Origin of the sequence: Okeania sp. SIO1H4 (genome assembly GCF_010672695.1) — a bacterium.
Lineage (GTDB): Bacteria > Cyanobacteriota > Cyanobacteriia > Cyanobacteriales > Microcoleaceae > Okeania > Okeania hirsuta.
Window position 1 is genome coordinate 354,375 of sequence record NZ_JAAHGB010000006.1, and the last position, 12,752, is coordinate 367,126.

The window sequence follows — 12,752 nt, forward strand, 5'->3', positions numbered from 1 at the left end:
GCAGAAACTATGCCAGAGGTAGGAGAATTGGAGCAACTGGAAACCTTTGTTGGAAAAAAAAATCAAATCTGGCAGAGGAGCTGCTGTTGGGTGAGGGATGGTAATCCAGTTTATAGCAAATTTATTCCAGCAGGAGATCAGATTGTGAGCAAGACTTACATGACTGGTGTAGAGGAAGAAAATACACCTTTACGTCATTACTGAGCTATGTTAGATGGCAAAACCTTGTGCTATTCCAAGTCTGTTGAAATGTTAAAGCACTCAATTCAACTACTGATTCATTACCTTAAGTTTAAAGAGGTCTCTGTTCCCACCCTGTCCCTATAATTTATCTTTTAATCTGACAACGCCATAAAGTTATTATTATGATAGCAGGAGTCGGGGGTTGGGGAAAATCAGGTAAGAAAGGTATTTCTACTGAACTCGTCAATCTGATAGTTTTATAGATTGTGTATTATCCAGACATGATATAATATCAAGTCCGGTTGAACAACCTCACTTCAATTTAGTAGTCAGTAGTTAGTGGGACTTAAACATTTTTAGGTCGAAAAATGGCGCTCGTGTCAGTCTAGATAAAGGAATTACGTCAATGGCCTAAAAATGCCTAAAACCCTTGGTAATTAAGAATTTATGCCTTTTTGATGTCAAAGCCTCTTTCTGTCTATATTTGAGCCTATTTTCGACTTCTATTTTGTGTAAGTCCCATTAGTAATCAGTACGCGGATGCCAAACCCTTAAATGTTAATTATTGCTAAAAATTTGCTTCTGCTCAAAGAGTTACCCTCTAAAAACTCCAAAATCGCACCTTGGAGTTGGTAGGACTCAATCACTTATCCCACATTTTACTGATGCACTACCGTAATTCTTAGCGATGATAGCGGGTGAGGATTCTCGTCCTGGTGGTATAGTTGCTGTTCGCGTTCCTTAGCACTCAGTTTGAGACTGTCTGGGAGCATAAATGTATCAAGAGCCTCGATCTTTACAGTCCGTGTTTCGATCTTCTCATTCCCCTTTTTAAAGTTCCAGCGGGCAGCTAGAACTCCTATACGCAGTCCTCCTGTCGCAATCCAGTTAGCATAACCCGGGTCCAATTCAGAAACAATAATTCGGACCTTACCATCGGTATCTGTCACAACGTCTTGATTATTGATTTGCACTGGAATTGAGGAATGCTCCAACCCTTGAAACCAAAAGTTGTGGGCAGCGACTGACCAGTAGGCCGCTTCTGTGGGAACAATCTCGATAAGAAGCACCTCGTCTTCGGAAAGGTTCCAGGAACCTATATAGTATTCATTTTCTTGTGAGGCACCAAGGTCAGCCTTGAGGTCATCCGGGAGAGGCTCAAGAGCATTAGGCATAGAAATCGCCAAACGACTCGTGTCAAGGTAGGCCAAGGCCAAGTTTTTAATGAACCCTGTGACATTGGATAGCTTTTCGGCAAGTGCTTCTGGCTTGTCATATTCCTTGGGAACTGTCAGAGGCCGATCAATTCGATCAATCCTCAAAGCATAAAGATTTCCTCGCGAATCATCAGGAATATATTGTCTCGCCATGAGATGGGTAATATCTGGTGTCAGCTCCATGTAATTCCCACTTCGACTGGGGCCACCGATAATCATTTCAAAGCTTCCATCAGGCTCGAGATCGAAGTCGAAAATACTTTGTGTCTTCACTGTTTTGTTGGGCAGTCCGGGTGTCCACCATCCCGACATGGTTTGAATCGTTGCAGTAGCCGGCAGTCCGCCCTGAGCTTTACCAATAATCCTGTAGACTCCGGATGGATCGATCTGGGTGGAATGGTAAGTCCCGTCTCGTTGGTCTCCACCATACCGAGCATAATTTGTGAAAGTGACAGTCCATTGTGGACGATCCGGATCGGCATTGAGCAAATGAATATCTAATCCAACATTAAGCAATGTCGCCAAGTAGCGATAACCATCCGAATGAATCTGCGGATCGTCTTGAGGTACGCCTTCCTGGCTCATTAGCCAAGGTCCTAGTTCTCCAATTTGTTTTGAGAAATCATCCCAAGCTGTAAATTTTTTCATGGTTATTTGGTATTGTCGGGGGTTGGTTTTCCGGTCGTGAATTAGATATAGGTATAGTAATGTTTCTCAAATGTTTACTGCGGAGCAATCCGAAAATGTTTCTCAAATATTTACTGCGGAGCAATCCGAACTGGTCCGAATATTCCCGTCAAATAGATGCCACCATCAGGAGTGGGCATTGCAAATGTGCCACCAGTATTAAATTTGACGCTCTGACCGAAAGAGATGTCAGCGACCTTTTCTCCAGTCTCCCAATCAAATCCAACCAATCCGTACACGCCCTCTCCTACGGTTGCAAGGTAAGCCGTGCCATCCTTGACAGAAACAGGCGAAAGCGTCCAAGTGAAAGTCTTTTCGTCATAGACCCAATCACTCTTGAATTCGTTTTTCTCCCAATCCCAACTGAACTTTTCAGCACCACGAGGAGCTGGACGTGTTAATCCCATGGTCACCTGAGTTGAGACTAGATCAAATTCTCCATCTAAGTAGACAGGTTCGGGAAACTCTGAAGCAAACATCATCATGCCATTTCCGAAGACGTGCGGCGACCATTCAATTGTTGTCGCAACCGGAAAAGAAAGCGGAATAGACGCAGCAGTTCTCTGAGTCTTCGCGCCTTCTACTTTTTTGGCATCCTCTGGTATTTCATCACGCCAGAAAGCCACTGCTTTTACCGGATCGCCTTGATCGGCGATTATTACAAGTTTGTCCTCTTCCTCTCCAAATCCCAGCAATGTTGGGGTCGTGCCGCTGCCATTTGAAAGAGACCCCTCTTTTTTCACCCAGTCATAGGGTTCTTTCCAAGCGCCATCTGCTTCCTCTAGGGATATATCGGTGCCAGTCCAAACGAGTTTTCTCATGTACTGGTCTGTGACGACGTAAATACCACCTTTCTCATCTACACTGACGCCGTTATCAACAATTTCACCAGGGATTGGGGCGATCTTGACATTAGACATATCGCGGTCTACAATCGCAATTGCTCCTGCCATGGCCACTACAATCTTTCCGTCATAGGTCATATTTACCCCAAGGAAACGGCTAATCTGCTCTTGCAAATCCTCAGGCGCATCCAGGCGAAGGTCTCTGGAGTTCACAATTTCGATTTCAGAAGCAGGATCATCAGGTGATATATCGCCGACTTTTATCAGTTCTGTTCCATACCCTGGGTAGTAAAAGCCATCCACATCCATCATCGTGTAGAGGCCGTTAGACCAATTTTCCGTTTTGATTCCAGTCTCTCGCACTACCGGTTGCAAACGAGCGAGTAAGGTTTCCTCATCTGTCTCTGCAGCATCAAGGTCATCAACCAGACTCGCTGTTTCTTCTTGTGACAGGTACTGTTGTTCAAAGCCGGGAATTTGAATTTCCGAGACGAGTTGAAGTCCGCCATTATCAAACAAATATTTGGCAACCCGTCCCAGTCCCGAAACAAAAATCACCTCGCTGCCATCGGGGTATTTTCGATATGCCAAACCGGTATTTCCAATACCACCGGGAGCAAAGGTGACATCCTCTGGTTCTACTTCGACCTCACCTTTCCAGGCAGGAAATTCGATTATGTCTGTTTGCGCAACATTGAAATGAATTATCGGGTAGAAACTCTCCTGGATCAGTCAGGGATTAACAGGGGGGAGGTCGGCACGGGCCGTTCCCGGAGCAAATATCACCAGCAATACTGTTATTGCAAGGATTGTCGCTTTAGTAAGAATTTTATGATACATTGAGTGATCCCTTGATAAAGTAGAACTAAATCATCGCAATACTATCGATAGTACAAAGTCTCAAAAGTTTTTCTGACGCATAGCTTCGCTTCAAAGTGAAAGTTTGTAGGGAAACTGGGCAATAGTAGCCTTATTTGTTTACTGATTTTATCATGTTTATAGAACCCATTTTAAGATATTCCAAGGAAATTAAGTTTTGAAACTTCTCAGTGGTTGGGGGTTGAAAACCTCTAAAATCTTACTTTTGACTTTAAATTTTCCCTATTTCCCTAATACATATTCATCGAAATAGCATTACTTATTAATTAAAATTTCAACAACTTTATTAAGTTCTACAGAATGAGAAGCCTTAAAAAGAACCCGATCGCCTGGTTGTAAAAACTCCTGCAAATGTGTTGCTAATTTCTGATGAACATCATTATAACTAATATTTTCTACCTCTATAAACTGCAAACCAGCAGCACCAATAGCCATTGCCTGTGCTTCTTCAAAATCAGCCAAAATAAATAAACCATTAATATTCAAATTTCGCACAACATTCCCAACCTGTTCATGGAAGAAAACTGATTTATCTCCCAATTCTTTCATAGTTCCCAACACAGCAATATGACGTTTTCCCGGAGTTTCAACTAACAAATTCAGAGCAGCTATCATCGACTCTAAACCAGCATTATAACTTTCATCTAAAATCACAATATCATTCTCTAAATCATATCTTTTTGCCCTGCCTCCTGGTAATTGAACCGATAAATTATTAGTCAAAGGTTCAAACAAAGTTTTTGTCGAAATATTTTTTCCATGTAGCACTTTCAACACTGCCAATGCTGCCAAATAATTAGAAGCATTATGACTACCAGGTAAAGGTAAAGGTAAATCTACACCCTCAACATTTATAGTTTGAGAACCAATTAATTTTCCCTGTAAATCTCCACCTTCTAAACCATAAGTAAAAGTTTCTCCAGACCAAAACTTAGCCGCAGTTTCTATCAACCGTTGATTATCATAATTCAGAATAGCAATACTATTATTAGACATTTCTCTTAATAATTCACACTTAGCTTCAGCGATCGCTTCAACAGAACCCAAACGACCAATATGAGCAGTACCAACATTAGTAATTAAGCCAATTGTCGGATTGGCAATATGTGTTAATTCTGCTATTTCCCCTGGTCCTCGCATTGCCATCTCTACCACAGCATAATTATCATCAGAGGAAAGTCTTAGTAGAGTTTTAGGCACACCTATTTCATTATTATAGTTAGCTTCAGTTTTCAGCACTTGACCCTGAATAGCCAAGACTTTAGCAATTAATTCCTTAGTAGTAGTTTTACCAACTGAACCTGTGACCGCGATTACAGGAATAGCAAACCTATCTCGCCACCAACGAGCAATTTTTTGGTAAGCTTCTAAAGTATTTTCTACTTGTAATATAGATACGCTATTTGACTCTTGTGTAACTCTATCCTTTAAGGTATATTCTTCCTCAACAATGATGCAAGAAGCCCCTTTTTCTATTGCCTGTTTCACAAATTTATGGCCATCAAACTTTTCACCTCGTAATGCCACAAATCCTTCACCAGATTGTAAGTTACGAGTGTCTGTATTTATGCCTGTAATTAATGTTTTTTCAGGAATCTGAAAATTTTTAAGTGTTGTAGCAGCCAAGATTTCAATTAATTGAGATAAGGTAATGTGACAGACCATAACGATTGGCAGTCCTACTCAAATATGTATAATACATATATTAGAGTATTTATTATTTTTGAAGTCAATTTATTTTTTTGGAGCTAACTGAGCAATCAGGAAAAAATAAAAAGTATAAATAATTCTCTAGGGGAAAAAAAAATTTTAAGTTTGGTAAATTTTGTCATAATTTAGAGCTGACACCAGACAAAATAACTAAAACTTTGCCGAGCAAGGATTAATAAAATTTAGACTATCTTATGTATATTACAATCAGTAACGAAAAATTTGTATGGAGTTGGAAGTAGATGCTACTAATAAATCAGTAAAATCAAAATTGACCGATGTAGGAGAGTTTTTAATCAAGCAAAATCTTTACTGAAACTTCACACAAATTCAGTAAGTTTTTAAGATAATGAAAGTTATGGGTTTTAGTCAACTGTAGGGTATCGATGTTAGGTATAGAATAATCTAAGGGTTTTAATACTGAGTTATAGATAAAAATTATACCTAGTATAGTAAAGTAAATATCAACCTAAAATTTGGAATTAAATATACAATTTTATACAAACTATAGACGCTAATTAATCGTCAAACTAGCCCTGGAAGATAAAAATCTTAAAGTAGGTAGGAAGTATATAAAATGAAAAATATTATGGACGAATATAACAAATACAAATCTCAAGATGAACAAGATATCTATAACCATTTTATCCAATTGATAGATCTAAAGTCTTCAAAAGAAGTAATTGAAAGATTTAGAATGTTATTTATTAATGGTTCGGGATATCCTGACAGAGAAATATCTCAAGCACTAGATAGAATTACAGCATTGCCAGAAATTGAAGAAGATTTTAATTTTATCTTAAATCGCTGCTGTCATATAGTTATCAATAGAAAACAACCATATAACTATAAAAAAGATGTTTTACTAGACTTAATGAAGCTTTTCGCTCGAGTTGAAAATCAACCAGCACGCCGCCACTACTACGGTTCTCATAATAGTAAGAAATTATTAGAACTGGTTCAAGCATTCACAAGAAGCGAGCAATATCTCTCCTTAAAACGCTTAACAGAATTAATTAACCAACAAACAGGAAGTTGCAGAAACACTAATAGTGCTCTAGCTCAACCTTTAAGAACTCTAATTCCACGCTATCCTTACATATACCAACATTGTTTAGTTACCCCAGATAGTAGTTATGAATACCAACAAGTTATCAGAAAAATTCAACGACACAAACAAAGAAAATTTGAAATAGACTTATCCAAATATGTAACTCATAAAATTAGACAGAGAGTAGTAACAACTGCCTCTGAAAGAGAAGCTGCACTTTCAAACTTGACAGCATTTCCTTGGGAAGACACCAACAATATTCAAAATCCTACTCTTTTGAGCGAGCGGGAAGTATTATCAGCAATTAAAAAATTTGTAGGTAAAGTTGAAAATGGTAATAACTATCGAGATAATGCAAAAAGTTTCCTAACCCATGTCAGACAACCTCAATCCTATGGTTCTTTTAAAGAAAGTTTCTATGAATATTTAAGTACATCTTTTGATGTAGATTCCAAATCTATTAAGCATCAGTTTCAAGATAAACTATATAAGCAGCTAAAAAATACTATGTCTCACAGTAATGACAAACAGTTTAATGACTTTTTGCTGATGAGAACTTGTAATCAAATGTTAGGATTTCTAGTTGTAGAAAGTACCCAAAAACCACAACACTTTCTATTTCTCAATTTAATGGGTAACCTGGGTCCGATCACAACAACTGGCCTTTTACTGAAAATAGTTTTGGTCTGCTATAGAGTCAAACCATACCTAGAAAAACGATTTTCTATACTATTTAACCATTACGAATCACATACTAGAGAAACAGTTATGTGGTTAGTTAAAGCTCTAGAAAATATGCAGGTTGCTTTAAGTACTAACTTTGGAAGGATTGATTTATCTTTGATTCGTTAGAATATTTTAAATAAGCACTCAGCACTCAGCAGTAAATGTTTAGAAGGAGATTTTAACCCCTCCGCGCACCTTCCGGTTTATAGAAGAAACCGGGGACTTAAACAGAGCTACTAAAAGCTGTTAAAGCTTCCGAAATCTAGAATAAGCTAAGTTAACATTAGGAATAATATTGCAATGTTAAAATAAAGCTCAGAGTAAAGTTTTCAAGTATCATTTACATGATGGAATTATAGTTAATCTAAATATTTGAAGAAGGAGACAGGAGACAGGAGACAGGAGGAAAATTACATGGGGATTCGCTCCCCCAAGTAATGCGTGAACACCCTGTAGACGGTGGGGTATTAAACCCACAAAGAAAATGATAAAATAAATAAAAAATACGGTAAACATTAAAAAGATTAAATATGTTGCCTAATTTAGCTATCGTATTATAAATAATAAATAATTAGATAACCTCTTAGCTTGTAGCTGTGGGTAGTTAAATACTAAGCATAGGTTAAGTAAAGACAAAAAGAAAAAGTAATGACCCAAGTGTTATATCAAATCCGTTTAATTGGACATAAAAAAAATCTTCAATCGTCATAACTAAGCTCATCTTTGTAATTCTTTCTTCTCCTGACTCCTGACTCCTGACTTCCCCTCCTGGGAGGGGCGAGGGGTGGGTTGACTCCTCCTAACTTAACCATTCTATGGTTGTTTAACCGGATTTGATATTACTAGGTAAAAACGAAGGTATAGAGTTGGCCCTCCGGCGATTCAAGCGTCAAGTTTCTAGAGCAGGTATCCTTGCAGATGTGAAAAAACGTCGGTACTTTGAAACTTCTCAGGAAAAACGAAAGAAAAAGGTAGTAGCAGCACGACGTCAAAAACAATTTTATTAAAGCAAAAAATTTACAGTGGCAAATATTATAGAAGTGTTGAAATAAATTTTATAGAGCTTTAGCTAGTATTTTATGATATTAGTAATGTCTAATTTGAAGAAGGAAGAAGGAAGAAGGTCTAATTGCTTATGCATAGTCAACGACAGACCACGCGCGTGTATGATAACCCCAAACAATTTTCAGCACCTCCGTTGACGGTGTAGGGTTAATTTATTGTCACGCTTAGAAAAATTGTATCCTTTGAAATTTCCTAGATCTTGCTAGAACTAGTTAACCAAAAATATAGAGTTGTAAATATTCTCTGACGACAAAGAATTAGCCCTGTGGGTAGGGGACACTCCTCCTGCCTTTTGCCTTATTCAATAAAGTTGAAATCAACAACTAGAATAGGGAATTAATTATTAAATGAAAACTATCCAGAAATGAATGTATATCGAGAACTAGACAATACAATACTAAGTTTTGCAGATATTCAAGCAGAACTTAATATCCGCAATGCAAAAGATGCTTTAAAAGAAATCGTAGATAATATAGATTTAACTCCCGAAGAAAGAACCGGATTAGACTCAGAAATTTCTGGTTTAGAATCAATGTTAGAAAAACTGGAAAAAGCCTCTGTACATATTGCCGTATTCGGTATGGTAGGAAGAGGTAAATCTTCAGTTCTCAATGCTTTGTTAGGTGAAAAAGTATTTGAAACAGGCCCAATTCATGGTGTTACCAAAACTACAGAAATTAAGCAATGGCAATTAGGGAAAGATAACTTAGAAGAAACAGAACCCTCATCTGATACCTCTCTAGTTTCTTACAGAATATCCCAAATTGAACTGATCGATACTCCCGGTATTGATGAAGTAGATGGAGAAACTCGCGAACTGATGGCCCGACAGGTGGCAAAGCAGGCAGACTTACTCTTGTTTATTGTGGCAGGAGATATTACTCAAGTAGAATATGAAGCTCTTTCCCAATTACGAGACGCTGGTAAACCGATGTTGTTGGTATTTAATAAAATAGACCAGTATCCAGAAGCAGATAGACTAGCTATATACAATAAAATCCGAGATGAGCGAGTCCGTGAGCTACTATCTCCCAAGGAAATAGTCATGGCAGCAGCTTATCCACTTGTAGCTAAGGTATTGCGACAACCTGACAGTAATATTACAGTACAGATGGAGCGGGGGGAACCCCAGATAGAAGATTTAAAGCTAAAAATATTAGAAATTTTAGACCAAGAAGGTAAATCTCTGGTAGCTCTCAATAGTATGCTCTATGCTGATAATGTCAACGAGCAGTTGGTGCGTCGGAAAATAGAAATTCGCGAACAAAGTGCTAATCAAGTAATCTGGAAAGCAGTAATGGCCAAAGCCATGGCGATCGCTCTTAACCCTGTAACTGTGGTAGATATTCTGAGTGGAGCTGTGATTGATGTAGCTATGATATTGACTTTATCAAAGTTGTATGGTATAAGCATGAGCCAAAGCGGAGCAATAGATTTACTGCAAAAGATAGCTATTAGTATGGGTGGCATTACAGCTAGTGAATTAGTGGCAAATCTAGGACTAAGTTCTGTGAAAGGATTATTGGGTTTAGCTGCACCTGCTACTGGTGGGTTGTCTTTAGCGCCTTATTTATCTGTAGCGGTAACTCAAGCTGCAGTGGCAGGTTTATCATCTTATGGAATTGGACAAGTAAGCAAAACTTATCTTGCTAATGGTGCATCTTGGGGAGAAGAAGGTCCAAAAGCTGTAGTGAGTCATATTTTAGAATCTCTGGATGAAACTTCAATTATGGGTCGAATTAAGGAAGAGTTAATAGCTAAGTTAAACATCAAAAATTTCAGTAATCAGCAATAGCAAAATAGCAAAATCAGGAAAGTTTTACTAACGAAAAAATAGTATTGCAGAGTAATAGTAAAGTGTGAAAGAAGAATGTTACGAATAATTTGAATCATTGAAAGATTTTACACATCATGTTTCTTTCAGAGTGCGGGGCAAAATTACCTGATTAAATTACAGCAGTTTTCGAGTTGATAAGGTAAAAAGTTTTATTCTTTTAGGGAATAGGGAATAGGAAATAGGGAACAAGGAATGAATAAAAATTATAGATTAGTCTCAAACTTTACCTCACTATGAAGAAAACAGAAGATATTTTTATTTTAGCTGTGGAGGATATCCAAATATTAATTATTCCTGCTACAGAGGTAAAAATTCTGTGATCAAGGCTAATTTTCCAACAATGAGTAAATTGAATTCAGAAATTATGTTCTGGTTCACCTAGAGAATATGGAGACATTTTATGCTTTGTTAGATCCTCTCAAAGAAAAACTACAAAGAACTTTATCAGAAAAAAAAATAGATAATTTATCCGAAATTTTGGCAGACAAAAAGCACAATAGTTTAGTTATTGATGCATGGCAATAGTTTGAGATTTTGACTAGGTGGAGAGTAAGCATTCAGCTATTAGCAGTCAGCTATTCCTACGGAATGCTCTCGTAGTCAGCTTTTTAATGAATGAAGCAAGCATTTTGTTAACTTCTACTACATTTTTATACGAAGAATTGAAGTACAAGAACAACAAGCTTAAATTGTCCACTAAAGGTAATAAAGCTGATAGCTGATAGCTGACCGCTGAATGCTTACGGTGGAGAGAGGATGATTAAAATCTTTAAAATTTTTTCTACTCTCCCCAATACAATACTTTTGCAGTAGCTTTAACTACTTATTATTTCTTATTTTTGAACTGCTCTAACCATTCTTGAATTTTAGAAGAAGCAATATCTCGTCCTCCTAAACCAAAAGCTAAAGCAATAGCTACTGCCATTGCTCCCATGAAAAGTCCAAAAGCTAGATTCACAATACTAGGAGCAATTCCCATTTGTTGCAAAGCCATAGCTGAGACTAATACAATAATCCCAATTCGAGCTAGCTGGCCCAAAAGTCTAGCTTGAGAATTGCCAGAACTGGTGATTAAATTATAAGCAAGGTTAGCCAAGTATAGACCTATAGCCAATACTACTAAACCATAAAGAACCCGACCTGCAATATAAATTACAACATTGACAATTAAGGTCAGAGCTTCCAACTCCATAATCTGGGTAGCTGAAACTGTGGCAAAAAGGATAATACCCACAAAAGCTACAATACCAGCAATTTCTGAAGGAGTCCGTGCAGTAGGTTTAGCCCCAGGAGTACCAGGTTCACCCTGAATTACAGTAGCATTTGGATCAGAAGCTGGTTGTGTTGAACTTAAACCAAGCCAGTTGAAAAGGTTATTGAAACCAACGCTAGTCAGAAGATTAGTAACTAAATCACTAACAAATCTACCAACAAAATAAGCAACTACCAAAATCACAGCAGCAGCAAAGATTTTCGGTATAAACGTCAGAATATCATTGAGCATCGCCACTGCTGGAGTAGTAATGGCCAAAATATCCAGAGCGCTCAGAGCAGCGATCGCTACAGGAATCAATATCAGAACATAAACAACTGTGCCAATAATGGAAGAAAGATTTTGACCCCCAGTAGTTTGACTCATACCAAACCTACTACCTATTTGGTCTACACCTGTAGCAGCCAGAAGATTAGTAACAACTTTCTTAACCACAGTAGCAACTAACCAACCTACTCCAGCTAGAATAACAGCCTTGAGAATTCTGGGAAGAGACTGCAGGATTTGGTCAACAATGTTCTGAACAGGTTGTAGTGCAATCTGTAGTTGTAAAGCTTCCAGGATTACAGGCAAGAATAACAAGAAAATCAACCAATAGATAGCATTAGCAATAGTATCGCTAATTTGCACTTGATTTTCTGTTTGTCCATCACTAACTTGCTGGTTCAGACGGTCATCTAAACCAAATGTCCTCAGTCCTTTAGTAACTGCTAATTTAGCTATAGTTGCCACTAACCAGGCAATACCTAGCCAAATTAGGGCAGCTGCTACATTAGGTAAGAAGCTAGTTATTTCGGTCAGGAAAGCATTGAGAGGTTCAGAAACTGCGGTGAGGTTGAGCTTATCGAAGAAAGCTATCAGAACAAAGATCATGATGATCCAGAAAATCAAAGAGGAGATCCATTTCTCCACTGGTAAATTCTGAGCTTGTTCTTGACTACCCGTTACCCAACCAGCAATTTTGTTATCGATTTTGGTCTTCTTGAATAGTCCTCCAAGGAAGCTGGAGAGAATCCAAGCCACTATCCAGCCTACAACTAGAATTGCAATTGCTGTTACTATGTCCAAAATTGCAATTGCTGTAAAATTTTGGGACACTATATTTACAGGATTTGCTTCAGTTTGTGCCAAAATATTTGAGGCTAACATCAAATTAGCCTGAATTGGCTCACTGATTGATTGTGTAATAATTTGCCAAGTGCCATTCATGCTTTTTTTGGGTTAATGTGACCTTTAAATTAGCAACCTGATGAGATTACCAATATATGCCTTATAGCTT

Annotated in this window: 8 protein-coding genes and 1 pseudogene; 5 read left to right on the forward strand and 4 right to left on the reverse strand. The window is 37.9% G+C overall.

All coding sequences use genetic code 11. The features are described from left to right. Positions 1–87: 87 nt before the first annotated feature. Positions 88–327, forward strand: a pseudogene (locus F6K06_RS34510) (IS1 family transposase); the annotation flags it as partial. Between the two features lie 515 nt (positions 328–842). On the opposite strand, the gene F6K06_RS05900 reads toward F6K06_RS34510, so the two are convergent. From F6K06_RS05900 to murF, 3 genes are all read right to left on the reverse strand, one after another. After that, complete coding sequence (locus tag F6K06_RS05900; RefSeq protein WP_124145996.1) at positions 843–2,048, reverse strand: DUF1214 domain-containing protein; 1,206 nt, start codon at positions 2,046–2,048, stop codon at positions 843–845. Positions 2,049–2,158: 110 nt separating this feature from the next. Continuing rightward, on the reverse strand, positions 2,159–3,523 hold the full coding sequence (locus F6K06_RS05905) for a hypothetical protein (protein WP_124155168.1): 1,365 nt from the start codon (positions 3,521–3,523) through the stop codon (positions 2,159–2,161). Between the two features lie 543 nt (positions 3,524–4,066). Then, on the reverse strand, positions 4,067–5,476 hold the full coding sequence (murF, locus tag F6K06_RS05910) for a UDP-N-acetylmuramoyl-tripeptide--D-alanyl-D-alanine ligase (RefSeq protein ID WP_124145998.1): 1,410 nt from the start codon (positions 5,474–5,476) through the stop codon (positions 4,067–4,069). 622 nt (positions 5,477–6,098) lie between these two features. Here murF and F6K06_RS05915 point away from each other — a divergent pair. The 4 genes from F6K06_RS05915 (at position 6,099) to F6K06_RS05930 (ending at position 10,725) form a co-directional block, all read left to right on the forward strand. Continuing rightward, the gene (locus F6K06_RS05915; RefSeq protein WP_287240352.1) at positions 6,099–7,424 is read left to right on the forward strand and encodes a hypothetical protein; all 1,326 of its coding nucleotides are present in this window, start codon (positions 6,099–6,101) and stop codon (positions 7,422–7,424) included. Between the two features lie 707 nt (positions 7,425–8,131). Further along, on the forward strand, positions 8,132–8,305 hold the full coding sequence (gene rpsU, locus F6K06_RS05920; protein WP_124146000.1) for a 30S ribosomal protein S21: 174 nt from the start codon (positions 8,132–8,134) through the stop codon (positions 8,303–8,305). A 422-nt stretch (positions 8,306–8,727) separates the two neighbouring features. Further along, the gene (locus tag F6K06_RS05925) at positions 8,728–10,158 is read left to right on the forward strand and encodes a GTP-binding protein (protein ID WP_124155166.1); all 1,431 of its coding nucleotides are present in this window, start codon (positions 8,728–8,730) and stop codon (positions 10,156–10,158) included. Between the two features lie 390 nt (positions 10,159–10,548). Next, positions 10,549–10,725, forward strand: coding sequence for a hypothetical protein (locus F6K06_RS05930; protein WP_375339400.1), 177 nt, complete (start codon positions 10,549–10,551; stop codon positions 10,723–10,725). A gap of 301 nt (positions 10,726–11,026) precedes the next feature. Here F6K06_RS05930 and F6K06_RS05935 read toward each other — a convergent pair whose 3' ends face one another. After that, positions 11,027–12,682: a mechanosensitive ion channel gene (locus tag F6K06_RS05935; protein WP_124146002.1), complete on the reverse strand. Its 1,656-nt coding sequence runs from the start codon at positions 12,680–12,682 to the stop codon at positions 11,027–11,029. Between the last annotated feature and the right edge of the window lie 70 nt (positions 12,683–12,752).

Coding starts and splice junctions, on each gene's coding strand:
- murF (WP_124145998.1), bottom strand. CDS start 5,476: ATGGTCTGTCACATTACCTTATCTCAATTAATTGAAATCTTGGCTGCT.
- F6K06_RS05900 (WP_124145996.1), bottom strand. CDS start 2,048: ATGAAAAAATTTACAGCTTGGGATGATTTCTCAAAACAAATTGGAGAA.
- F6K06_RS05915 (WP_287240352.1), top strand. CDS start 6,099: ATGAAAAATATTATGGACGAATATAACAAATACAAATCTCAAGATGAA.
- F6K06_RS05935 (WP_124146002.1), bottom strand. CDS start 12,682: ATGAATGGCACTTGGCAAATTATTACACAATCAATCAGTGAGCCAATT.
- F6K06_RS05925 (WP_124155166.1), top strand. CDS start 8,728: ATGAATGTATATCGAGAACTAGACAATACAATACTAAGTTTTGCAGAT.